The following is a 24,705-nucleotide window of genomic DNA, read 5'->3' as shown; positions in this document are numbered from 1 at the left end:
GGGCCAGAAGCCCGCCGTCAATAATTGGCGTACACACACCCTGGCAAGGCGGGACGGTGCTGGCGACGACGAATTGGCATAAAAATATGGCTCATGAGACTTCCCCTAACGGTCAACGGAACCCTGAAGGCGGCGCAGCCGAGCGTGCGCCCCGCGCCATAAGGCACGCGCGTACGTCATGTGAATAACCGCAACGCTATAGGCGTCGGTCGCACATGTTTCAGTGTCGATGAGAGGGCTTCAGTCTCGGGCTCACTATTGACCCGGTTGAGACGCCGCTGCTCGCTGATCAGCAAGCAACGACAGGGGAATCTGCGCGTTAGCTTGCCGAGAATGTGCCGGTCTTCAAAACCGGCCGACTACTGTCACTCGAACTGGCAACCACTGAGGGGCTCCGCTATTGATGAAAACGCCGGCAGCTTACTCCCGGCATTTAGGAGAGTAAACCGTAGGAAAGCTTCCGTTTTGTGAATCAGATTTATCTTCAGGAAGGGTTCAGTTTGTCGCGGCCACGCCCCCGCCCCGCAGTCGTTGTCGAGCAGCGCGAGGCTACGACTACGAGGTTTATGCCACCGGTTAAATGGCCGTCGCCAGCAACCGCTCCACCGCAACGCTGTTTTGCTTATGCTGCTTGTCATGGGTATATAGCGAAGCAGAAATTTCCTCAGCACGAATCGGCAAAACCGACAGTAAGGTGTCGCTCAAACCATGGCTCGCCTGACAAAAGCCCTGCATGTAAATACTGGCCTTGCAGCGCGCGTCGGTCACGATTCGATAATCACGATCAACCTCAAAATCGCCCAGGTATTCGGCCAGCGGCGCCAGCAAGTGGCGGTGCAACTGACGATCGTAGCCAGTAGCCAGAATCACGGCGTCGTAATGCTGCTCGCTCAATTCGCCGCTCGCTGTATTACACAACGCAAGCTTGATGCCCTGCCCGTCTGCTACCGCGTTTTCAATGCTAGTCAGACTGCGGAATACATGACGCGCAACGCCCGATACTTTCTGACGATAGAAAATCCCGTAGATACGTTCGATCAGGTCAATGTCGACCACCGAATAGTTAGTGCTCTGATACTCGTTGATCAAACGTTCGCGCTCGGCGGTGTTCTGCTGATAGACCAAATCAGTAAACTGCGGCGCAAACACTTCGTTGACGAACGGGCTGTCATCCGCTGGCTTAAGCGCCGAGCCGCGCAAGATCAAATCCACGTGGGCCGACGGGTAGCTGTCATTCAAATCGATAAACGCTTCCGCTGCACTCTGGCCGCCGCCAATGATCGCGATACGCATCGGTTGACTACTCACGCGCGGCTGCTTGGCCATGCTTGCCAGATACTGCGAGTGATGGAATACCCGGCTGTCATCCTTGAGTGCCTTGAAGGCTGTCGGAATACGTGGCGTGCCGCCAGCGCTGACCACCACCGAACGCGTGGTCCGCACATGATGCTGCCCATGGGAATCGCGAGAAATAACCCGCAGCGCTTCGACCTGCTGCAGATGCAATACCGGCTCAATGGCCAGTACTTCTTCGCCGTAACGGCTTTGCGCTGCAAAGTGCGACGCCACCCAACGCAGGTAGTCGTTGAACTCCATGCGGCACGGATAGAAGGTTCCAAGGTTGATGAAATCAACCAGACGTCCGTGGGCTTTAAGGTAATTAACGAACGAATAAGGGCTGGTAGGGTTGCGCAGCGTGACCAGATCCTTGAGGAAGGAAATCTGCAATTCACTCTGAGACACCAGCGTGTTGCCGTGCCAGCGATAGTCAGCCTGCTTGTCCAAAAACAGAACATCCAGTGGACCTTGCACTTGCCCGCGCTCTTCTAGGGCGATGGCGAGGGCCAGATTGGAAGGCCCGAAACCGATGCCGATCAGATCATGAACGACGGCCGAAGCAATTGCCTGTGTCATTTCCAGTGTCCTCTGGATTGCCCCTCAACAGAGGGAGAAATACCCGTGACCTGACTGTTCTGTGGCAGATCAGCAGGTCGTCTGTTGAGTAGGAACGAGAATACGGAAATAAAATTTAGGCGTTGTCCCACTGCCTAATACGAATTCGGCAGTGCTTCATGGCGTTAACAATGTGCTTCTCAACCACGCTGCGTGACACCCCAAGGCGCTCGGCAATCTCAGGGTGAGACAAGCCTTCAATCTTGCGCAGCAAGAAGCTCTCGCGACACGCAGCCGGTAATTCGGACAGCGCTTGCTGGATCATTTCCAGACGCTGATGACGGTCCATCAGCAATTGGGGTGAAGGGCTGAAAAAACGCTCTTCGGTGTCCAGCACCTCCAACGGTTCAACCTGGCGCAAGGCACTGCGGCGATGGCCGTCGATCACCAGATTGAGCGCCGTGCGATACAGAAATGCACGCGGTTGCTCGATCGGGTCATCGCTTACGCGCTCCAGCACGCGCACATAAGCGTCATGCACCACATCTTCGGCGGCATGTGCATTGCCTAATCTGGCACTCAAAAAACTCACCAGTTCGCGATAGTAGTTTTCCAACATGACTCCTGGCCGCAGCAGCAGCGGCAACATTCCATGAGCGCAGAAACAGACCGAATAAGGTAGCAGCATGATGATGGCACTTGCGCCGGCGTAATTTATAGTAATTCTCATATAGATTTAAGTGTGAACGCTTAAACAGCTCTGAAATATTCAGTCACATACCGATAAACAACTGCCTAAATTCCTATCGTTATCCTTCGTTTACTCAACAGCTCCCCGTGTCTGTCGTATGGACGACAGCGTTCGCTTCAGGCTCTAACCGGCCCTGCGCTACGAAGACGGGCCGATCCCCATTGGCCGGAACCCTGCATGAAACGCCCTCGACAGACCCGCCGTGCGCTCCTCATCATCCTGTGTTTATTGCTCGTTGCCGCCTTGGCAGCCTGGCCCTTTCTGACGCCAGGTCGCGAAGCGTATGACACTGTGCCCGTCACCCGTGGCGACATTGAAAGCAGCGTGACCGCGCTGGGCACGCTGCAACCCCGGCAATATGTCGACGTGGGCGCGCAGGCTTCAGGGCAAATCAAAACGATCCATGTCGAGGTCGGTGACGAGGTCAAAGAAGGCCAGTTGCTGGTCGAGATTGACCCATCGACCCAGACCGCCAAGCTCGACGCCAGCCGCTATGCCATTGAAAACCTCAAGGCCCAACTGCAAGAACAGCGCGCTCTGCACGACTTGGCCAAACAGAAATACCTGCGCCAGCAACACCTTGCCCAAGGCGGCGCCACTCGAGACGAAGACCTACAGGCGGCGCAGGCTGAAGTGCGAACCACCCAAGCACGCATTGATATGTTCCAAGCGCAAATCCGTCAGGCCCAGGCCAGCTTGCGCAGTGACGAGGCCCAACTGGGCTACACGCGTATCTACGCACCTATGGCCGGGACAGTCGTCGCGCTGGATGCCCGCGAAGGTCAAACCCTTAACGCACAACAGCAAACGCCCTTAATCCTGCGCATCGCCAAACTGTCGCCGATGACCGTGTGGGCCGAGGTGTCAGAGGCCGACATTGGCTACGTCAAACCGGGCATGCAGGCGTACTTCACCACGTTGAGCGGCGGCAACCGACGCTGGAACAGCACCGTGCGGCAGATTTTGCCGGTACCACCCAAACCCCTCAATGAAGCCAGCCAAGGCGGCGGCAGCCCCGCCAGCTCGGGCAAAAGCGGCAGCGCCCGCGTGGTGCTTTACACCGTGTTGCTGGATGTCGACAACACCGATCAGGTGCTGATGCCGGAAATGACCACCCAAGTGTTTTTCGTCGCCGATCAGGCCAAGGACGTGCTGCTGGCCCCGATTGTAGCCCTGCAAGGCACCACCGAAGGCAATCGGCAAACCGCTCACGTGGTGACTCAAAAAGGCAAAATCGAACCCCGCGAAATTCATACAGGCATCAGCGACCGCCTGCGGGTGCAAGTGCTCGACGGCGTGAACGAAGGCGATCACTTGCTGATCGGCCCGGCCACCGGTAACGGAGGCTAAATGGCCACTCCCCTGATCGACCTGCAAGACATTCGCAAGGTCTATGGCGGCATCGACTCGCCCGAAGTTCACGTGCTCAAAGGCGTCAGCCTGTCGATTCATGCGGGCGAATTCGTGGCCATTGTCGGGGCCTCGGGCTCGGGCAAATCGACCCTGATGAACATCCTCGGCTGTCTCGACCGCCCGACCTCGGGCCGCTACCTGTTTGCCGGAGAAGACGTCGCGCACCTGGGGTCTGATGAACTGGCCTGGCTACGCCGCGAAGCCTTCGGCTTTGTGTTCCAGGGCTACCATTTGATCCCCTCGGCCTCGGCCCAGGAAAACGTCGAAATGCCGGCCATCTACGCAGGCTTGCCAGCAGCCGAACGTCACGCCCGGGCGGCGGCTCTGCTCAAGCGCTTGGGGTTGGCAGATCGCATGGCCAACCGTCCACATCAACTGTCGGGTGGCCAGCAACAACGGGTGTCGATTGCCCGCGCCTTGATGAACGGCGGGCACATCATCCTCGCTGACGAACCCACGGGCGCGCTCGACAGCCACAGCGGTGCCGAAGTGATGGCGCTGCTCGATGAACTGGCGAGCCAGGGCCATGTGGTGATTCTGATTACCCATGACCGCGAGGTTGCAGCGCGTGCCAACCGGATTATTGAAGTGCGCGATGGCGAGGTCATCAGTGACAGCGCCAATGGCGCCCCGCCGCCCACCACTGACAACCCCAAAGCCCTGCAAGCGATTGACTTGCGCCAGCGTCTAAAAGAAGGCAGCGAAGCCCGTGGCGCTTGGAAAGGCGAGTTGGTGGACGCCTTGCACGCGGCCTGGCGGGTGATGTGGATTAACCGTTTTCGTACTGCCCTAACCTTGCTGGGCATCGTTATCGGCGTGGCATCGGTGGTGGTGATGCTGGCGGTCGGCGAAGGCAGCAAACGTCAGGTCATGGCTGAGATGGGCGCCTTTGGCTCCAACATCATTTACCTCAGCGGCATGTCACCCAGGCCACGAGCGCCGCTGGGCATCATCACCTTGAATGACGTGGCCGCCCTGTCGACCTTGCCACAGGTGAAGATGATCATGCCGATCAATGGCGCCGAAATTGGTGTGCGCTACGGCAATGTCGACCACACGATGTACACCGGCGGTAACGGCATCGATTTCTCAGCGATTTTTAACTGGCCAGTGGTGCAAGGCAGCTTCTTCACCCAGGCCGATGAAGACGCAGGTGCTGCCGTGGCGGTGATCGGGCAGAAAGTGCGCGATAAAGTCCTCAAGGACGTACCCAACCCAATTGGCCAATACATCCTGTTGGAGAACGTACCTTTTCGTGTCGTCGGCGTGCTGGCCGAAAAAGGTGCCAGCTCCGGCGATTCGGACAGTGACACGCGCATCGTGGTGCCCTACTCCGCCGCCAGCGTGCGCCTGTTCGGCACGCACAATCCGGAATACGTCGTGATTGCCGCCGTCGACGCGAGCAAGGTTAAACAGACCGAAAAAGCTATCGAACAGCTCATGCTCAAATTGCATCACGGCAACCGCGATTTCGAAATCACCAACAACGCAGCGATGATCCAGGCCGAAGCCAAGACCCGTAACACCCTGTCATTGATGCTCGGCTCGATTGCGGCCATCTCCTTGCTGGTGGGCGGTATCGGGGTGATGAACATCATGCTGATGACTGTGCGCGAACGCACCCGCGAAATTGGCATTCGCATGGCCACGGGCGCCCGCCAGCGCGACATCCTGCGCCAGTTCTTGACCGAAGCGCTGATGCTCTCGGTGGTCGGCGGGGTGACGGGTATCACCTTGGCCTTTGTCATCGGCGCCATTCTGCTGCTGTGCGACGTGGCAGTGGCGTTCTCGATGGTCGCGGTCCTCGGCGCCTTTGGTTGCGCGTTGGTGACTGGCGTAATTTTCGGCTTTATGCCGGCCCGCAAAGCTGCCCGGCTCGACCCGGTCACGGCCCTTACCAGTGAATAACCTATTGATGAAGCTGTCTTTGAGCGTGCTGACCACGTGCCTGTTGCTGGGCGCGTGCAGCCAAACCGCGCCACGCGACGATAACGCTGTGCTGACGCCTGCGGCCTGGCAATCGCCGCACGCCCAAGCCAGTCAACTGAGCCGCCAACACTGGTGGAGCCATTTTGGTAGCCCGCCACTTGATCGCCTGATAGCGCAGGCGCGAGTCGGCAGTTACGACTTGGCAGCAGCGGTCGCCCGGGTGCAGCAGGCCCGCGCTACAGCGGTGATCGCAGGTGCTCCATTGCTGCCTGAAGTGAAATTTGGCGGCAACGCTAATCGCGAAAAACTGCTGCGCGGAAAAGGCTACAGCCAACTGGATGCCACCGACGACAACAAAGCGGTGGACTACTTTAACGCCAATCTGACGGCCAGCTACGAGGTGGACTTTTGGGGTGGCAAAGCCGCGGCCCGCGACAGTGCGTTGCACACCCTCAAGGCCAGCGAATTTGATCAGGCCACGGTTGAGCTGACCTTGCTCAGCGGTGTCGCCACCAGTTACGTGCAAACCTTGGCGTTTGACGAACAACTGCGCATTGCCCGCCTCAATCTGGCCAATGCACAGCGCGTGCTGCACGTGGTGCAAACCCGCTATGACGCAGGTTCTGCCACGGCCCTAGAGTTGGCACAACAAAAAAGCTTGGTGGCGGCCCAGCAACGGCAATTGCCGCTGGTTGCGCAACAGGCCCAGGAAGCGCGCATCACCCTCGCCGTGCTACTGGGCGAGCCAGTGCAAAACCTCACGTTGGGCGACACGACGTTCGCCCAACTGAACTGGCCGGGCATTGGCAGCGGACTGCCCAGCGCGCTCCTGAGCCAGCGCCCCGACATTGCCAACGCCGAAGCCAAACTAGCGGCGGCCTCGGCCGACATCACCGTGGCCCGTGCGGCCATGCTCCCCAACCTGACCTTGAGCGCAACACTGGGCTCAGGCGCAGACCGTTTAAGCGACGTATTGCGCAGCCCGTTCTACAACCTCACAGCGGGGTTGGCGGCACCGATCTTCAACAACGGCCGCCTCAGCGCCGAGCGCGACAAAGCCACGGCGCGCCAGCAAGAACTGCTACAAACCTACCGAGGAAGCATCATCAGCGCTTTTGCTGACGTCGAAAAAGCCCTTAACAGCGCCAGCGGTCTGGACCAGCAACGGCAATGGCAAGACGAAGAACTTAAACAAGCGCAACACGCCTTCGACATCGCCCAGAGCCGCTACCAGGCCGGGGCCGAAGTGCTGCTGACGGTGCTGGAGACGCAGCGCACGCTGTATCAGGCGCAAGATCAACATGTGCAACTGCGCATGGCGCGGTTGCAGGCAAGTATTGCGTTGTACAAGGCGTTGGGTGGGGGCTGGCGGGTGATGTAATTTAGGCTTTGGGGCAAAAACCCTACCCTAACCCTCTCCTTCGGGAGAGGGCGTCTTTAGTCTTTAACCACTAAATTGCGCGCATACCAGGGTCGACGTGGCACTCGGCGCAGCAAGCCGGTCATTTTCTTTTCGTCGCCAAAGGTAATGCGCAACGCCAGCTTCATCGTTTCGGGGTCCATCTCTACGGTCTTGTCCGTTGCCAATCCCGGCGTGGTGCTACAACCGTGTGTCTCTGGCCCCAGCCACGGGTCATCGACTTCCACCCAGCGCCCCGGTGCAAACCACGGCACACCGTTGACCTCATGAAGTGTCAGTTCCCCCGGATGAAAGCGTTCGTGCGCCCTAAACCAGTCCTCTAGGCGATCATCGATCCAGCCATGAAAACGCCAGAACACCGGGTTTACGTGAGAGGAAAATGGGTCGCCGAGAAAGTCGTTTTCCGCCACATACCAACGTCCGGCAAAATCTGCCGGATCGCGCGCCATGGGCACCGGCGCACCATTTGACGGGTCACGTGGCATCGAAGCCCAGCGCATGTGTAGCCAGTCATGTAAGCCCAATTCGACCTCGGAACCAAACTGGCCCAAGGTCAATGTCGACAAATAGCGCGGGTCGCGATAACGCGATTCCCAGACCTCGAAGTTGCTGTGAAAGGTCTCGGCCTGCTTGATGTCACTCAGCCATTGGGAATAGGTTTCATCCCCTTCCGCCAGCCAGGTCGGCGGCAAGGCGCTGCCGTCTTGGTTGTCAAAGTAGCGGGCGAACCCCGCACGGTCGCGTTCAAGCGCGGGCTGCGGCAAGGGGAACGCTTGCCACGAAGGTAAATGCTGGTGGGAGCGCGCAGTCAGCAGCATGTGCCGATGCATATAAAAGAAGTCCACGCCCGAGCCATTGCGGTCTTTACGCGGGCCACGGGCATCGCGCTCTTTGTCGCGCTGACCGGGTTGCCAGCCGAGGCCGCGCAAAGCGTTGCGCTTGTCTTCGGAGAGTTCATGCCAAGTGTCGCGGGACGCATGCCAGAGCTGATGAAATAGACGGTGTTGGGGCGAGACCAGCCAGGCCAGCAGCGCCGGGTTGAGGCCGATGCGTTCGCGGGCCTCGGGGAAGGTGCGTTTAAGCGCAACAAAGCGATTGTCTTGCTCGGGCAATGCCAAAGGCCGATCCAGTCGCTGCACCCGGCCGCTAAGGGTGCCGCTGCCAGCGTTGCCGTACGCGCCCCAAACTTCATCGAGACTAAAACTGAATTCGTAGTCGGGCTGAGCCGAATCGCGGCCAGTAAGCCGCCAGTACATCAACCCAGGATCAGGCGTCACAAGGTCTCCCAGCACCCGATAACGCGGTGCGTGCTCGCTTTTCAGCACGTGCGCGGTGTCGAGATAACCGCGTACTCCGCGTCCACGCGCAGCAATGTCCAGCCACACTTCAAGCCCCGCGGCGGGCAGCCCTTCAAGTCCGGCATCACGCCCCTCAAAACGAATGCTCCATAGCCCGCGCAGTTGGTCGGCAATCTGCTGCCCTGCGGTGTCGGCCAGATCGACAGTCGCTTCACCGGGCGTGATCGGTTCGTCTATGCGCGTTAACTCGCGATGCCCAAAATACGCCGCTGGCGCTGCTACGCCGGTGATCGCTAAGCCCGCGATAAACCATCGTCGAGAAATCGTCATTGCCCTACCTGTCCCAGCCCGAATGCAGGCGTTATCCAAGCTAGAACGTTTGCTCAACGATGAAATTTAGCCCGGCCTAGGAGCAGCGATTCATACCGCACGGTGCAGATAGCGTTGCTTGAACGATAGTTTTTCCCATCGTTCAACCCGCTGCCGCAGGGTTATTGCACACCAAAACGCTGCAGTTGCATTTCTTGCAGGCGGCTCAAGGTCCGGCGGAAGGCAAATTCCAAATAACCTTGGGTGTACAACTGATCCATCGGCACGTGTGCCTCTAGGCACAGCGGCACTTTGCGGTCGTAACACTCGTCGACCAACGCGATAAAACGCCGCACGCTGTCGTCATATTTAGACAACTGCGGCAATTGACGATCACCCGCTTCGACCTTCACCGGACCGTCTTCGGTCCCTCGGGCAATCTTGCCCTCGCGCTGCTCAGCACTTAGGCAAGGCACTTCACTAAGCAAAATCACCTTGTAACGATCACACATGTCCATAAATTCGCTGGCCGCCAGCGGTTGTTCGCACATCTCGTGGAAGTTGCACCACAACACGGCCGCACTGGCCTGCACCACATTCAGTGAACGATGGCCAACCACGATCGGTGCGTCTGACGTTTCCTGCCCGCGTGTCAGGTCTTTGAAGACCTGACCAATCACGCTGGGCTGTCCCGCGCCTTTCACCCAATAGCGCTGATGCGCAATACCGGGGTGCAAACGATGGTCTTCTGCGCCATCCACCGACACCACCTGCATGTGAGCGAGGATCGCGCTGATTGCGGGGGCAAAGCGCTCTTTGTTGTGGCCCTGGCTGTAAAGCTGCTCCGGCGGCTGGTTGGAAGTGCACACCAACACCACGCCTTCGTCGAACATCACTTGGAACAAGCGCCCAAGAATGATCGCGTCACCAATGTCATTGACGAACAGCTCGTCAAAGCACAGCACCTTCAGTTCCTTGCCCAACTCTTTAGCTAGCACCTTGAGCGGGTCTGCGGTGCCTGTTAGCTGAAACAGCCGCTGATGCACCCATTGCATAAAGTGATGAAAATGCTGGCGCCGGGCCGGAACCCGTACGCTTTGGAAGAACTGATCCATCAACCAGGTTTTGCCGCGCCCCACCGGCCCCCACAAATACACGCCTTTGACCGAGCGGGCTCCGTTGTGCAGGGCCTCATGGCACTCCTGCAACGCCTGCACCGCGCGCCACTGGGCGGGATCATGAACAAAACCTTGCTGTTCGACGGCCTGTTGCCAGGCACTGAGGGGGGACTCGACATTCATTGCGATGACTGGCTCCTGAATCAGAGGCGGCAGTATGCCAGTAAGGCCAAGGTTTTCGGCACTTGAAATAACCCACGCACAGCCAGATTGTTACCCATGCGGTAACAGAGCATTTTGCCATTACCGCTTTTTAATTCGAGAAATCGGCGTAAAATTCAGGCCATCAACCGAAAGAACAGACACCGCAGTACGGTACTTCGTACGCAGCCATTGGTTATTCAATGCGCTTCGTAACTTCCCCCGCCCCATCGGCAAATGAAGTCAGTGAGCGCTAGCGCTTGGTTACTTTAAAGGCCTTCATCATGAAAACCTTAATTGCATTATGCTTGGCAAGTTTCGCAACCATGGCACTGGCCAATGAAGCTTCACCGACACCAGAGCAATACACTTACGGAACAAAACTGGACATTGCCAAAGTCATCAGTCTGTCCGAAGTTCCTCACGTCTGCGACGTTGTACCGGCAACAATGGTCTATGAAGATCATCAGGGTCAACGCCACGTACTTGAATACCAAGTGATGGGTGACGGCTGCAGCGTACGCTAGACCCCGCGGCTTAAAAGAATGCTCACTTAAGCTCGCGCTTACCGTTGGCCGTGCAAAGCGTTTAAATGAACAGGAACCCCTCAGAAGAGGGGTTTTTTATGCGTTCGATTTGCTAGCGCATTGTTACTCATTTGGAATAACTGCGTGTCTGTATTGGGTCTTTAACTACACCCGTAAATCCCTACTATAGAGCCATCCCTACACACAAGATTGATACAGGGCACGGTACTTCGTGCCAGGCACACACAGCCGTTGCCTGGCAACTTCTACCGCCATTAGGCACGTGAAGTCAGTTAGTCGTGATTGTTTAAGGTCTTATTGAAAATGAAACGTTTGATTGTTCTTGCTCTTATGGGTCTGTCTACACTAGCCGTGGCTGACGATCTTAAAGTTGCACAACAACAACCCGCCGTTGAGCACTACACTTACGCCACCGAATTGGACATTGCCAACGTCATTAGCGTGTCGCCTATTGCTAATGTGTGTGAGGTGGTTCCAGCACAAATGACGTACGAAGACCATCAAGGTCAGCGTCATATTCTCGAGTACCGCGTGATGGGTAATGGCTGTTCAAACGGCTAATCACGGCATTACAAATGGCCCTCGCTTGCGAGGGCTTTTTTATGGACGCTGATGAGGGTTAAGCTCGACGCAAACCCATGGCAAGGAGCCATATCCCATGCACGTCCTGCCCACCCTCCAGACGTCCCGATTATTGTTGCTGCCCTTGAGCCTAGCGGACGCTGGTGCCATCCAGCAGCGATTCCCGCACTGGGAAGTGGTCCGCTACCTGAATGACCGGGTTCCGTGGCCTTACCCTGAAGACGGAGCGCTCAGTTTCTTGCGTGATGTCGCGCTGCCAGCCATGGCGCGTGGCGAGGAGTGGCACTGGACCCTCAGACTGCTGGACCGCCCTGAAGACGTGATCGGCAGCATCAGCCTGATGGATCAGGTCGATAACAATCGGGGCTTTTGGCTATCGCCGCCTTGGCAAGGGCAAGGCTTGATGAGCGAGGCATGCGAGGTGATAGACGCCTACTGGTTTCACACCCTAGGCCGCGCGTTAATGCGCGTGCCAAAAGCAGCGCCCAATGAGGGCTCGCGGCGGATTTCGGAACGTGGTGGAATGCGCTTAGTCAGCAGTCAGGAAGGTAGCTTTGTCAGCGGGAAATTTTCTTGTGATCTGTGGGAGATAACCCAGGAGCAATGGCTGAAACACCGAGGCACGGTCTAAAGCAAGCCCGCTCGCACAAGGTGCGAGCGGGCTGTAATCGCTCAAAGAGGATTTTGCCGAGAACGACTAAACTCAGCCTTAATCTTTCTTCTCGGAGATCACTTTACCGGCCGAATCGAACACAATTTCGTATTCAACACCCGTTTCGGATTTGATGCCTTCAGCCTTCCAGATCCCATTGGCAGGGTCTTGAGCTTCAATCTTTTTGATCACGGTGTACCCGTGTTTATCCTTGAGGACTTGAATAAGCTCTTTGGAAAAGGCCCAGTTGGGATCCAGATTTGGCTGAGCCATGACGGCGCTAGAGCCCAACAACACAGCAGCAGTGATCGCAGCAGCAAACGTTTTCTTCAACATTTTCTTAACTCCATTAATTGATGTTGCGTCTGGTAACCAATCGCCGAAATAACCGTAGCAGAGAAAAGTCCAGGCATAAGGCTAAATGATCTCCTTTTGACATGGCTCATGTTCTCGTAAGCGCAAGCGCAGGGTTAGAATGCACCGCACCAAGGAGCGCAAATGAGCGAAACACGCCTCACAGAAGCTGAATACGATGCCATCACTGAAGCTGCGGCCCAGTGGTGTATGCGTCTGCACGAGCCCGATTGCACCGAGCAGGAACGTGAGGCTTTCGCTGTGTGGCTAAACGCAAATCCTCTGCATGCATTTGAATATGAAGCCATGCTCGACATCTGGGATGTTAGCGAGCATTTGCCGCCTACAGCGCCGACGCCCGCGCCAGTGATTGCACTGGCCCGCGCACCTCGTCGCAGCACTTGGCAACAGCTGGGTATTGCAGCAGCTATCGCTGTGGTCGCCGTGCCCCTGGCCGCCTACAGCGGCTGGCAACTCGGCTGGATACCCAGCTCATACGAGCGCCTAGAAGCAGGCACTAGCGTGCGCAACGTGACCCTGCCCGATGGTAGCGAGGTTGAATTAAACCTGAGCACACAACTGACCTTCAGCGATTACAAAGACCAGCGCCACGTCACCCTGAGCAAGGGTGAGGCGTTTTTCAAGGTCAGTCACGATGTCACTCACCCGTTTGTGGTTCAGGCGGCCGACGGGCGAATCCGGGTCACCGGTACCCAGTTCAATGTGTGGATGTACGAAGATCAGGTGCGTGTCACGCTGCTTGAAGGCTCGGTGCTGGTGACCAGTAACAAAAACCTGAGTGGCGACGGCTTGCGCCTGGAGCCTGGGATGCAGGCCCGCTTCAAGGCAGGGGACGACGCGCCGCAAATCAGCCAGACCTACGCCAACGCGCCTGATCTGGCTTGGCGCAGCGGCAAGCTGATTCTGGACAACCTGACACTCGCCGACGCCTTGCCATTGATCAACCGCTACCTCAGTACACCGCTGGCGCTGGCAGACAACGCCACTGGCCAATTGCGCATCGGGGGCGTATTCAAGACCCAGGAAATCCCCAACCTAGCGGCGTCTCTGCCCAAGGTATTACCGGTGTACGTGAGCGTAAGCCAGAACGGAACACCGGTCATCAACTCCCTGCCCCGCGGCTGAAATCAACTGTTGGAGCACGCTTGCTCGCGGTCTTTTAAACGATCAAAAGATCGCGAAGCAAGCTCGCTCCAAGGTCCAAATAAGCGGTTACAGAGCCCCTTTTATTTGGGTCAGTTGGTAATTCGGATCAGCCTTGATCTGCGCTTCGGTAAACGGTAACGGCTGCCACTGTTTTTTCGAGAATGCTTGAGTCTGATCCCGCGAATGCTTTGAAGCCGGGTCGCTGGAGATCGAGAAGGCCAGTAAACCTTGGGCATGTGGCCCATGTTCGTCAAAGGTCACGGTTTGCAAATAGCTGGTACCGCTAACCACTTCTCGCTTGCCATCCCCGCTCGGCACGCTTTGCATGGCGTTGTACACACCCAGGGCCGCAGGACCGCCGTGAATCGGGACCTGCTGGCCGCCACTGCTGACCACTTGGATCTCACCCCAGGTCACGTCGGGCTTTAAACCCTCTTCAGCCACTTTTGCAGCCGAATCCATAAACGCCTCACGCACCGCCTTGACCACCGCAGGCTTATCTAAACTCAGGCCGCGCGGCGTGTGTTGCGGGTCTGCCGGGTTAAACGGCACCCGCCACACATCCGGCACCTCAGACAGATGCGCCATGATGTTTTGGAAATGCACCAGGCCAATCCCGCTGTTGAGGTTCGCGTGTTGATCCCACGCGTTGAGGCTCGTACACACCGACGCCAAGGGTGCTTGTCCAGCGTTCAAGGCGTCATCACAGAATGCCAGCAGGTCTGGCATGACCTGCCCCGCCAAGTACACCTGATCGTCCATCACAAGGCCTTGCAGGTCCGACACGCTGATGGCGCCCGGCTGACTCAAACGTTGCAAGGCAAAACGCGCACGTGGCCCCAGCGGCAGGCTGTCTTGGCTAATCAGCGGCGAAAAGCCGGTCAGTGGCGCATTAGGGTTAGCCATCCAGGCCGAGTCATTGGAATGCTGAACGTAATCGTCGCGGCGCAATTGCGGCAGTTTGCTCGCAGGGTAAATACCCGGCTGTGCCGCACTCGGATCAACAGTCCAGTCACAGGCACTGCGGCTGCCGTCGAGCAGAATGATCTCAAGGCCGGCACGCGGATCGCTGCACGCGGTCAGTTTGGCCGCGTCGACATACGGCACCACCGACAGGTTTAGGTACAGTGCTTGCCCCCCGTCATCCACCGCCACGGTGTTGACCCATGGAATGCCCTGAATCGTACTCACAGACGCCTGCAAATCATCGAGGCTGCTGGCGTGGTTCATCGCGTACCACTGCTGCAACACGCGGTCATTGTGCAGGTTGGCATCGCGCAGGCTGAACGCTACGTGATTATCCCAATCCATTCGGCCAGGCCATTGCACGATGGGGCCGAACACCGAACTGTAGAGCGTTCGCGACACGGGCTGAAGGCTGCCGTCAGCCTGTTTGACGCTGACCGTAACGGTGTCTCTGTCGAGCGCTCGCGACTGGCCATCGAGTAGGTAGCGCGTGGGGTCCTTGGGGTCGAGTTCAAGTCGGTACACGGTGAAGTGTTTGGACGTGTCGACCGTGTGGGTCCAAGCCACGTGCGGGTTAAAGCCGATGTTGATCATCGGTAAGCCCGGCAGGGCCGCGCCCATCACGTCCAGCTTGCCGGGGATGGTCAGGTGCATCTGATAAAAACGCATGCCGCCCACCCACGGAAAATGCGGGTTGGCCAGCAGCATCGAGTGGCCCGTTTGCGAACGGCCGCTGCCAATCGCGACGGCGTTGCTGCCGCGGTCCAAGGCAAAACGCTGCATCCGTTCGGCGGCTACTTGGAAACTACCCGCTGGGCGGCTGATCTGTGCCGAGGCGGGTTGCGGTGGAGTGGCCGCCACCAAGGCTTCAGCAAACTGACCTACGCCACCTTCTACCAACAAACGACGCGTCAACTTGACCAAGTCCAACGCTGTGATCGGCCGCACAGAGGCGTTGTCGCATTGTGCGGGCAGCCCATTACGCTCGCTGAGTTGGCGGTTAAATCCCGCCACATACCCCTCGACCAGATCGCGTACCTCGGGGGTTTGCGCCTGCCAAAAGGCAGCCACCGCCTCGGGGTTGTTGAGCCAGGTAAAAAACACATCGCTGGACAGGTTATCGCGTTCGTCTAGCGTCAGTTGTTGAGGGCCGAAGTATTTCGAGCGCTCGCCGTTGACGGTCACCACCTCGTTGGCCAGCAGGCACAGGTTGTCTTGGGCGTAAGCGTAACCAATCCCGTAGCCCAGCCCGCGTTCATCGGCAGCGCGAATATGCGGCACGCCAAACGTGGTGCGGCGGATGTCTGCACGCACATCAGTGGCAGGCGTTTGTGCCAGCACAGGCAGGCTCAGATTCATGCTCAGCCCTAGGCACAGCACGGCAAAACACGTCTTGCTCAACGGTTTGGAAATGATCACTCGGACTCCTTTTCGTTCATTACAAAAAGCCCGGCCGCTCACTCCATTGAAAACATCACCCGGCAAATGTCTCTACTAAAACGAGCCGGATGAAAAAAATTTAATAATCGCTTGAAACCCTTATCCAGTCAGGGTTGTTTCGCAATTGAGAGTCATTCACGACAAATTTTCTACATGTGAATGTTCATGATTTACGCCGCTCATTCGTCTAGTTACATAAGAGCGCTTTTTTATTTTCCTGATCAGGCTCTGAAAAGGAGTTTTTGCATGCAAAACCCGCAACTGCCAACGGATGGCCACCCACAGCATCGCGACACCGCTTTTCAACCCGATCCTGGGCTACTAAAAGCGCTTGCGCCGTTGCAAGGTAATGAACGGATCCGCCACTTACTCAAATGCTTTGGGCTGCGTACCAGCCTGGTGCGACTCAAGGTCATTGATGCACTGGTGACAGCCGCTGGAAATGATCGCCGATTGGGCGTGCGCGGTATGCACAGCCATTTGCTGGCCCTGGATATTCCGCTGTCGTTTTTGAGCGTCCGCGAGGTACTCAAACGGTTATGCAGTGAAGGCGTCGTGGTGCTCAACAGCGATAAAAGCTACAGCCTGCATCCACAGGCTGAAGCCGTGCTGATGGGTAAAATCGAGGCTTAAAGCTTGGTCTTGCGGCGCATGATGCCATTGATCACTACCACCACTACAGCCACGCCAATGGCGATGTACTGGAAGGTTTTTTCGTTGATCACGCCGGTGTTTTGCAAGTACGAAAGACCAAACATGATGCCCAGTACCACCACGGCGATCAGAATCGAATATGCCAAACGTTGCTTAGGAGTCATTACTTGTTCCTGAAAAAATAGGCTGGATTAACGGAGATGAATTGAAACAAACAAGGTCTCATCTTACAGCCGGGGAAGCTTTTTAGCTGCCACCCGCTCTAACCATGAGGATGTACACATGTTACGTCGAGTCACACGGCTGGTACCGCTGCTGCTCATCTTGGCCATGAGCGGATGCGTGTTTTTTCCTGGTCATGGATGGCATAACGATCACCGCTACTACGAGGGCGGCCCTGGGTATTACCACCGTTAAAGCCGACTCACCTGTAGCAGCGGACTTGCCTCACGATCTTTTAAGCGATCAAGAGATCACGAGGAGAGCCCGCTACAGTTCGTTTAACGCGTGAAACCGCTGTCGGGCCGGCTGCACAGGTCCACCAACCAATCGACAAACACACGCACTCGCGGCGACAGTTGCCGATGCGGTGGATACAGTGCGGTCAATGCCAGACGCGGCGGCAGACAATCGTTTAACACTTCTTGCAAAAGCCCATCGCGAACCAGCTGCGCCACGTGATAACACGGTGTTTGGACCAAGCCGTAACCGGCAGTACACGCCGCCAGATACCCTTCTGCGCTGTTGACCGACACTTGCTTGGGCAAGTCGATCAAACGCACCTCATCGCCAATCTGAAACTCCAGTCCGTAGCGCTTGCCAGAGGCGCTGGAAAAATATTCGATCATCTGATGCCCGCTCAAGTCTTCCAGCGAATGCGGCTCTGCGTGGCTATGCAAGTAACCTGGGCTGGCGCAGGTCATTTGATCCATCAACACCAAGGGCCGCGCCACCAGCGAATCATCCAAGGTCAGCCCCCCGCGAATCACGCAATCAACGCCCTCACGAATCAAGTCCACCGGTCGATCATTAAGGCCGACTTCTAACTCGATCAGCGGATAACGCCGGGTAAACTCCTGCAACGCCGGGAACACCACCAAACGCCCTACCGCTGACGGCATCTCGACCCGCAGCGTGCCCTTGGGTTGACTGCCCCGGAACAGCCCCTCGGACTCTTCAAGGTCTGACAACAGCCGAACACAGCGCTGGTAATACGCCGCACCATCCAGCGTCGGACTCACCTGCCGCGTGGTGCGATGCAACAGTTGCACACCCAGATGTGATTCCAATTGTTTGATCAATACCGTCACAGAAGCCCGAGGCATATGCAGGCTGTCGGCCGCCTTTGCAAAACCACCCAACTCGACAATGCGGGTGAAGACCAGCATCGCGTTGAATCGGTCCATGTCTCCCACCTTATTGTTTAGAAAAAACGAATAGTGATAGCGTTTTTACCCGGTTTATCTTGCAGGTGTCGAGGTCAACAATAGCGTCACCCTCATTCAGGAGCACCTCGCATGGACACTCGCCAACTGGGTCAAAACGGCCCACACGTCAGCGCTATTGGTTTGGGCTGCATGGGCATGACCGATTTCTACACCACCGGCAGCGACACCCGTGAAGCCGTGGCCACCTTGCACCGCGCGCTGGAACTGGGCATCAACCTGCTCGATACCGCCGACATGTATGGCCCGCATACCAACGAAGAATTGATCGGCCAAGCCATTCGCGGCAAACGTGATCAGGTTTTCCTGGCCAGCAAATTCGGCATTGTGCGTGACCCGGCCAACCCTGCAGCCCGAGGGATCAGCGGCCGGCCCGAGTACATTCGTGAATCCATCGAAGGCAGCCTCAAACGCCTTGGCGTCGAAACACTGGATCTGTACTACCAGCACCGCATGGACCCGAACGTACCGATAGAAGAGACCGTTGGCGCGATGTCGGATCTGGTCAAGGCTGGCAAGGTTCGGTACTTGGGGCTCAGCGAAGCCTCGGCGGCCACCCTTGAACGGGCGCACAAGGTGCACCCAATCAGCGCGTTGCAAAGTGAATATTCGCTGTGGAGCCGCGACCCGGAAGACAACGGCTGCTTAGCAGCATGCCAGCGCCTGGGCATCGCTTTTGTGCCCTACAGCCCGCTGGGGCGGGGCTTTTTGACCGGTGCCCTGAAAAGCCCGGACGACTTTGCCGCAGATGATTTCCGACGCTTCAACCCGCGTTTTCAAGGCGACAACTTTGCGAAAAATCTGCTGCTAGTGAAACAAGTTCAGGCGCTGGCCTCTGATAAAGGCGTGACCGCTGGGCAACTGGCGTTAGCCTGGGTGCTGGATCAAGGTGATTACCTGATTCCGATTCCGGGCACCAAACAACGCAAGTACCTAGAAGAAAACGTCGCAGCGCTGGACATCACCCTCAGTATCAGTGAATTGGCAGCACTGACGGCCATCTTCCCTGCCAGCGCGGTCTCGGGCTTGCGTTATGCGCAAGAATCGATGACTCACCTTAATCGCTAGAGCAACCCTCACCCAGCCCTCTCCCGAAGGAGAGGGGCTTTTGATTTAGAAGTCGCGCTTGTAGAAAATATCCAACGAACTCGCCAAGCCACTCGCCACTTCGACATACACCCGCTTGCTCAGTTTGTATCGCAAGGCGATGGTACTGGCCGGCTCAAACACCCCATACCCATAGCGCACACTCAGCCGTTCGTTGATCTTGCCGCTGGCCACCACAGCGGTGTTATTGCCACTGCCTTGGGTGTCCAACTCAAAATCCTTAAGCCCAAGGTGGTTGGCCAAACTGGTGGTAATGCCCGAACTGCCCATTAATCCCAACCCGAGCGCAGCTTGCGCCAGCATGTTTTCGTCCTCGCCAGTACCGGTCAGTGGTCGGCCTAGAATCAAGTAGGACAACGCCTGCTCCTGGCTCATGGCCGGCTCGGAAAAGACTTGTGTGGTCGGCTGCTCAGCACTGCCCGTGAGGCGAATCCCGGCGATCACGTTGTCGGTCTGGCGGACGGCTTCAATGTCGAGGTACGGCTGATCAATCGGCCCGGCGAATAATAGCCGCGCCCGGCGAATGGTCAGTTTCTGGCCATAGGCACGGTAACGGCCATTGTTCAGGCGCAACTCGCCACGGGTGTCCATGTCATTGCCAATATGAACCTGCCCCGCCAAGTCTGCGTTCAGGCCAAAGCCTGAGAAGGTCAGCAACTCTTGGCCCACGACCACCGTGATGTCCATGTCGACCACCATTGGAGGCGAACCCGACTCATCGTCCGTTTGTTGCCCCACGATCACCGTGTCATCCGACACCTTGACTGTTGATGGCGGCAGCTCGCGCACGGTGATCTCTCCTTTGGGGATGTTCACCGTGCCCGCGATCAACAAGGTGTTGTCCGGCTTAAGGGAGATTCTCAGGTCCGGGGCCACCTCCAGTTTGGCGTAAGGCTCAACTGTCACTGGCAACTGATTGCCCTTGAGCACTATATTCACCGCCATCGCTTGGCCCCAGGCGACGTTGCCGCTGATGGTGCCCTGGCCTTGCTTGCCGCTGGTCCAGCCACCCTCGAGTTGCATGGTTTCGCCCATGATGTGGGCTTTGAGCTGAAGGTTTTCAAAGCTAGTCGGTAGCTCGGGACCAGAGATTTCACCGCCCGTAAGCGACACGTCACCCGTGATACGAGGCGCCACCAAACCGCCGGTGATCGAACCCGAACCATTCAATTGCCCGGTCAGTTTTTCAACCATCGGCGCAAACGGACGAACCACCGACACGTCTAGCCCGCTCAGGCGGAATTCACCCGTGATCGGCTTATTTTTGGGCAGCGGGTTTATGCGGGCCGCCAACATCACTTGGCCCAGTTTTCCACCATCAAAATCGAACCGCGCGTCGACCCTGCTAGGGGTCAGGTTGCTGGTTAATTTGAAGGCCTGATACGGGAAGTCGATCCACTGGCCTTTGTCTTTAATGCGCAAGGTGCCGCCGCTAGCATCCACGACCACCTGACCTTTAGGCCCGCTGGCTGGCATGTCGAGCACCATGTCAGCGTTAAGTTGCCCTTGCCACTGAAAGTCTTTGGGGAACCATTCGGCGAGGCTCTCAAGCGGGAACTGTTTAAGGTGCAAACGCAGTTTTGGATCAGGCATCAGGCGCTGTTCTTCAGTGCACAGACTGGCCGGGCCAGAAGCCCAGCATTGCGCACCCAGGGTGATCCGGCCATCTGCCAAACGTTCGAGCCGTGCCGCGTTTTGCAGTACCCACGCCTGACCGCCGGCCTTGATGTCGCCCTTGAGCAAGCGTCCACGCCAGTTGTCCTTGTCGAGGCCGCCGTCCAGTGCCAACCCCAGTTGCAGCATCGGTCCTTGCAGTCCCACTTGCAGTTGTTGACGCTTGATGTCGCCACTGCCACTGACTGTCAGCACTCCGAGTTGAGTATCACCGGATTGAATCCCGCTGCCTTTAAGCTCAATGCGACCCCGCTGGGCCTGATCAAGGTTCGCGTCCAACGTCAGGTTTTGCAGATGATTGTCGGCAAAGGCCAACTGCTGGCCTCGCAGCATGACCTTGCCTTGTGGCGCCTTGAGCGTGCCCGCTAGGTCGACCCGACCTGTGAGTTGCCCACGTAGCTCTGGCCACAACTGCCCCAGTCGCGGCATGTTCAGCTCAAGCTGAGCCTTGATTTGCTGCTGCAAGCTGGCGGTGCCGTTGATTCGGTTGTCCCCCAGACGAATATCCAGCGCGCTGACAGTCCAAGCTTCGCCCTCGCCTACAGCCTTGGCCTGAAGCATGGCTGGCAAGCCACGCAGACGGCCTTTAAGGTCGAGGTTGGCATCCAGTTTAAGGCGCTCGTTTTTGAACTCACCAGTGCTGCGCAATGGGCCAGCCAACGTGCCAGGCAACTCGGCCACCCAATACGCAGGGTTGATCGCGCTGAGGTCCAGCGCCGTGTCCCAGGCCACTCCATCAGCAAACTGCACATTGGCATGACCACGGGCTTTACCCTGGCCCGCGACCAGTTCCAGTTGCGGCAAGAAGATTTTTTCGAGGTCACCACTGAATGGGCTGCTGACACTGAACGGCCCCGCCGGGCCGGTAAGGTCGGCCATGACGTTACCTAGGTACTTGCCGTCCGTGTAGGAGACTTCGCCGCTAAGCTTGCGCAAGTCGACGTCCGGTTTGGCAATGACCGGATACAGGTTGTGCCAGGGAAACTCCAGCCAGTCGACTTTGGCCTCGGCACTCAACCCTGAATGCCACGCCACCTGACCGGATAACTTCAGGTGTTGCTGCGCGCCAGCGGTCAGATCCAGCGCCGTGATTTGCGCGCCATTGGCATCCACCCGACCTTTGAGCAACAGGTTCACGGGGGCTTGCTCGGCAGGCAAACTGGCGCTGCCGTTCAGCTCGTAACCGCCCTTGAGATCACCTTTGGCCGACAACACCAATTGATTGAGCTGCAAGGTGTCAGGCAGCTCACTGCTGGCCTTGAACTGCGCGGAGGTGATGTTGACCTGCGCGGGGAGATTCTCGGCCAATGGCTCCAAAGCACCACTCAGATGAGCATCCAAATAACCACTGCTGTCAGCGGTGAGGTTGAGCGTTGTCCGCAGATTACCGTCAACCTTAAGCGCCAGCGCCCACGGTTGGTTGTCTTGTGCAGGCAGGTTAACGGTACCTTGCAAGGTCAGCGGCCAATCGCCATTGGGCTGCAACAGGCCAGACACGTCCACGCTCAGGTCTTCGCGTTCAATCTGCACCGAGTCAATTTGCAGCCCTTTGGCCGTCCACTGCGCGGTCATCTGCATGCCCTTAAGCTGCTCAACTCCGTTGAACAACACGTTGCCGACCTTGATCACCCCCACCTCAATCGCCAACGGCAATTTGAGATCAGGCAAGCTAATCGGCCCGCTGCTGCTGTCTTCACTCGGCGGAAATTGCAGAGTGACCTGATCTGCCTGCAACTGATCGATACACAGCGTCATTCGCATCAGGCACCCGGGCGACCAGGCAAAAATTGGCCGACTGACTTCGACGCGACTGCTGCCTTGCTCCCACAACAGGTGATCGGCACTCCATTGCGCACCTAGGCGCCCGGCAAAGTTATCCACGTGCAAACCGGGTACTTGATCCAACGCCCAGCGGCTGCCCGCTTGCGTACCCACAATCACACCGACGCTGGCAATCACCAGCAGCACCAACGCCAACAGCACCAGGCCCGCTATTTTAAAACCACGAATCACAATTCTGGCCCCATCGAGAAGTGCAAACGAACACCGCCATCGTCATCCAGCGCATGGGCCAGATCGAGGCGTATTGGGCCAATCGGCGAGATCCAGCGAATGCCCACGCCGACCCCGGTTTTCAAGCTCGGAAAGTCCAGCTTGTTAAACGCATTGCCCTTGTCGACAAAGGTCGCCCAGCGCCACTTTTCAGCAAACTGATATTGATACTCAAGGCTGCCTGCCAGCAGGTAGCGCCCGCCGATTCGATCACCTTCCGAGTTCTTTGGTGACAAGGTCTGGTAGTCATAACCGCGCACGCTTTGGTCGCCACCCGCGAAGAAGCGTAACGACGGCGGGACGGATTTGTAGCCGTTGGTGGCGCTGCCACCAAACTCAATACGGCCTAAAAAGCGGTGTTTGTCCCACACTGTTTTCAGCGCTTTGAATCTCACATCGCCGTGCAGCAGGTTGGTGTCGGACATCAACCCTTGTTTGGCCAACTGGGTTTCGAACGCCACGCTATAACCGTGACTGGGGTCAATGCGGTTATCGCTGCGCAGCACCGAGTAACTCACGCCCGGCATCAGCAAAGTGCTCAAACCTGAGTCATCGCCTAGGCGATATTCTTCGTGTTGCCACTTCAGCGACACCACCCGCGTCCAGCCGTTGTCCAGTTTGCTATGCCACTCGGGGCCGACGGTGAGCAGCTTGCTCAAGGTGTCGGTATTGGCAATTTCTTCGTATTGATAACCGGCGGCAAAACGCAGTTTATCGGTCAGAGGAGGATCTAGCGGGATGTCATACCAGGCCCCGATGTTTTGCTTGGGCTGGGAAATTTCGGATTCAAAACCGTAACTGTCGCCGCGTGGGTTGTCCCAATGGCGGGTCCAGCTGGCTTTGCCACGCGGGCCGGTGTCGGTTGAATAACCAAGACCAAGCGTCATGGTGCGCGGCTTGCGGGTTTCAAGATTAACGTCCACCGGGATCACCTGCCCCACCGCCGTACTTGGCGCAGCGCCCACCCGTACGGTCTCGAAATAGCCGCTCGATTGCAGGTTTTGATTCAGTTCCGCGACCAGTTCAGAGTCGTACGGAGTGTCTGGCTTAAAGGGCACCATTCGGTCCAAAAGGGTTTGGTCGAAAGGCGCGTCACCGGCAAAGCTGACCTTACCGAGCGAGTAACGCGGGCCACTTTGGTAAATAAGATTGATGTCGGCAAATCCGCCTTTAGGGTCAACCAACAGTTCGTGTTTAAGAAACTTGCCGTTGAAAAAACCATAGCGCAGGGCTCGGTTTTGAATCAGGCGCTTGGCGTCTTCGTAGTTGCCCTGATTGAGTACGGCGCCCGGTTTTAGATCATCACTGGAAGGGATTCGAAAGGCTTTGAGTGAGGCGGCCGGGCCTTCAACACGCACCGTGATGTTTCGCAGATGCACCGGCTCGCCCGGATCAATGCTCAACACCAGCCGCGGATGATCGCCAGCCGTCACTTCGGCTTCAATTTTGGGTTGGTAGTAGCCCAAGGCCTGGGAGGCTTTCAGGGCCTGCTCTTCGGCGCCACGCTTGAAGCGCGACAAAGCCGCTTCATCGCGGTCGCCGAGGCTGCCTATATAGCCTTCCACGTTGGCCTTGAGGGCATCGTTTGCCGGTTTGACCTTAACCACCAGTTCGCTTTGGGCAAATGCCGCAAAGCTACTGATCAGCAGGACAACACCACTGGTAAATCTTCCTGGAAACTTCATAGGCGCGGATGCTATCACGGGCAGAGGTGGTCATAGAGCGCGCCAAC

The 24,705-nt window shown here is 57.4% G+C and carries 20 protein-coding genes; 10 read left to right on the top strand and 10 right to left on the bottom strand.

The genetic code is table 11. From position 1 onward, the window contains the following. Window positions 1–576 precede the first annotated feature (576 nt). Window positions 577–1,914 (bottom strand): lysine N(6)-hydroxylase/L-ornithine N(5)-oxygenase family protein, encoded by a 1,338-nt coding sequence (locus B347_RS0102310; protein WP_019408098.1) that lies wholly within the window; start codon window positions 1,912–1,914, stop codon window positions 577–579. Between the two features lie 115 nt (window positions 1,915–2,029). Next, a complete protein-coding gene (locus B347_RS0102305) occupies window positions 2,030–2,512 on the bottom strand; it encodes a sigma-70 family RNA polymerase sigma factor (RefSeq protein ID WP_192812345.1) in 483 nt (160 codons plus the stop codon). A gap of 309 nt (window positions 2,513–2,821) precedes the next feature. Between B347_RS0102305 and B347_RS0102300 the strand changes: the two genes are divergently transcribed. From B347_RS0102300 to B347_RS0102290, 3 genes are read left to right on the top strand one after another with little or no spacing between them, the layout of a single operon-like run. Continuing rightward, on the top strand, window positions 2,822–3,994 hold the full coding sequence (locus tag B347_RS0102300) for an efflux RND transporter periplasmic adaptor subunit (protein ID WP_019408096.1): 1,173 nt from the start codon (window positions 2,822–2,824) through the stop codon (window positions 3,992–3,994). After that, complete coding sequence (locus B347_RS0102295) at window positions 3,995–5,965, top strand: MacB family efflux pump subunit (protein ID WP_019408095.1); 1,971 nt, start codon at window positions 3,995–3,997, stop codon at window positions 5,963–5,965. Between the two features lie 7 nt (window positions 5,966–5,972). Beyond that, window positions 5,973–7,367 (top strand): efflux transporter outer membrane subunit, encoded by a 1,395-nt coding sequence (locus tag B347_RS0102290; protein ID WP_019408094.1) that lies wholly within the window; start codon window positions 5,973–5,975, stop codon window positions 7,365–7,367. 56 nt (window positions 7,368–7,423) lie between these two features. On the opposite strand, the gene B347_RS0102285 is transcribed toward B347_RS0102290, so the two are convergent. Next, entirely contained in the window at window positions 7,424–9,034 is a 1,611-nt protein-coding gene (locus B347_RS0102285; protein WP_019408093.1) for a hypothetical protein, read from the bottom strand. Window positions 9,035–9,195: 161 nt separating this feature from the next. Next, window positions 9,196–10,314, bottom strand: a complete 1,119-nt coding sequence (gene zapE, locus B347_RS0102280) for a cell division protein ZapE (protein ID WP_019408092.1) — start codon at window positions 10,312–10,314, stop codon at window positions 9,196–9,198. Window positions 10,315–10,616: 302 nt separating this feature from the next. Between zapE and B347_RS0102275 the strand changes: the two genes are divergently transcribed. The 3 genes from B347_RS0102275 to B347_RS0102265 all read left to right on the top strand — a co-directional run bounded on the left by B347_RS0102275 (window position 10,617) and on the right by B347_RS0102265 (window position 12,093). Beyond that, entirely contained in the window at window positions 10,617–10,859 is a 243-nt protein-coding gene (locus B347_RS0102275) for a DUF2790 domain-containing protein (protein ID WP_019408091.1), read from the top strand. Window positions 10,860–11,183: 324 nt separating this feature from the next. Further along, window positions 11,184–11,441: a DUF2790 domain-containing protein gene (locus B347_RS0102270; RefSeq protein ID WP_019408090.1), complete on the top strand. Its 258-nt coding sequence runs from the start codon at window positions 11,184–11,186 to the stop codon at window positions 11,439–11,441. Window positions 11,442–11,538: 97 nt separating this feature from the next. Then, window positions 11,539–12,093: a GNAT family N-acetyltransferase gene (locus B347_RS0102265; RefSeq protein ID WP_019408089.1), complete on the top strand. Its 555-nt coding sequence runs from the start codon at window positions 11,539–11,541 to the stop codon at window positions 12,091–12,093. A 78-nt stretch (window positions 12,094–12,171) separates the two neighbouring features. Here the strand turns inward: B347_RS0102265 and B347_RS0102260 are convergent, their stop codons facing one another. Beyond that, window positions 12,172–12,450 carry a PepSY domain-containing protein gene (locus B347_RS0102260; protein ID WP_019408088.1) on the bottom strand — a complete coding sequence of 93 codons (279 nt, stop codon included), beginning with the start codon at window positions 12,448–12,450 and terminating at the stop codon, window positions 12,172–12,174. A 162-nt stretch (window positions 12,451–12,612) separates the two neighbouring features. Between B347_RS0102260 and B347_RS0102255 the strand changes: the two genes are divergently transcribed. Beyond that, window positions 12,613–13,614 carry a FecR family protein gene (locus B347_RS0102255; protein ID WP_019408087.1) on the top strand — a complete coding sequence of 334 codons (1,002 nt, stop codon included), beginning with the start codon at window positions 12,613–12,615 and terminating at the stop codon, window positions 13,612–13,614. 87 nt (window positions 13,615–13,701) lie between these two features. On the opposite strand, the gene B347_RS0102250 is transcribed toward B347_RS0102255, so the two are convergent. Further along, the gene (locus tag B347_RS0102250) at window positions 13,702–16,020 is read right to left on the bottom strand and encodes an acylase (protein WP_019408086.1); all 2,319 of its coding nucleotides are present in this window, start codon (window positions 16,018–16,020) and stop codon (window positions 13,702–13,704) included. Window positions 16,021–16,287: 267 nt separating this feature from the next. Between B347_RS0102250 and B347_RS0102245 the strand changes: the two genes are divergently transcribed. Continuing rightward, window positions 16,288–16,674, top strand: a complete 387-nt coding sequence (locus B347_RS0102245; RefSeq protein ID WP_019408085.1) for a hypothetical protein — start codon at window positions 16,288–16,290, stop codon at window positions 16,672–16,674. Here the strand turns inward: B347_RS0102245 and B347_RS0102240 are convergent. After that, entirely contained in the window at window positions 16,671–16,859 is a 189-nt protein-coding gene (locus tag B347_RS0102240) for a hypothetical protein (protein WP_019408084.1), read from the bottom strand. The two genes, B347_RS0102245 and B347_RS0102240, sit on opposite strands and share 4 nt — an antisense overlap. A gap of 118 nt (window positions 16,860–16,977) precedes the next feature. Here B347_RS0102240 and B347_RS27025 point away from each other — a divergent pair, with 118 nt between their 5' ends. Next, the gene (locus B347_RS27025) at window positions 16,978–17,112 is read left to right on the top strand and encodes a hypothetical protein (RefSeq protein WP_272942643.1); all 135 of its coding nucleotides are present in this window, start codon (window positions 16,978–16,980) and stop codon (window positions 17,110–17,112) included. An 83-nt stretch (window positions 17,113–17,195) separates the two neighbouring features. Here the strand turns inward: B347_RS27025 and B347_RS0102235 are convergent, their stop codons facing one another. Continuing rightward, complete coding sequence (locus B347_RS0102235) at window positions 17,196–18,101, bottom strand: LysR family transcriptional regulator (protein WP_019408083.1); 906 nt, start codon at window positions 18,099–18,101, stop codon at window positions 17,196–17,198. Window positions 18,102–18,212: 111 nt separating this feature from the next. Between B347_RS0102235 and B347_RS0102230 the strand changes: the two genes are divergently transcribed. Next, window positions 18,213–19,208, top strand: a complete 996-nt coding sequence (locus B347_RS0102230; protein WP_019408082.1) for an aldo/keto reductase — start codon at window positions 18,213–18,215, stop codon at window positions 19,206–19,208. Window positions 19,209–19,253: 45 nt separating this feature from the next. On the opposite strand, the gene B347_RS0102225 is transcribed toward B347_RS0102230, so the two are convergent. Then, window positions 19,254–22,934 carry a translocation/assembly module TamB domain-containing protein gene (locus tag B347_RS0102225; protein WP_019408081.1) on the bottom strand — a complete coding sequence of 1,227 codons (3,681 nt, stop codon included), beginning with the start codon at window positions 22,932–22,934 and terminating at the stop codon, window positions 19,254–19,256. After that, window positions 22,931–24,658 (bottom strand): autotransporter assembly complex protein TamA, encoded by a 1,728-nt coding sequence (locus tag B347_RS0102220; RefSeq protein WP_019408080.1) that lies wholly within the window; start codon window positions 24,656–24,658, stop codon window positions 22,931–22,933. The genes B347_RS0102225 and B347_RS0102220 overlap by 4 nt, the downstream gene beginning before the upstream one ends. Between the last annotated feature and the right edge of the window lie 47 nt (window positions 24,659–24,705).

Source organism: Pseudomonas psychrophila HA-4, assembly GCF_000282975.1.
In the GTDB taxonomy this organism is placed as follows: domain Bacteria; phylum Pseudomonadota; class Gammaproteobacteria; order Pseudomonadales; family Pseudomonadaceae; genus Aquipseudomonas; species Aquipseudomonas psychrophila_A.
Note: the sequence above shows the minus strand (reverse complement) of the source record. Positions and strands in the feature narration are given on the sequence as shown.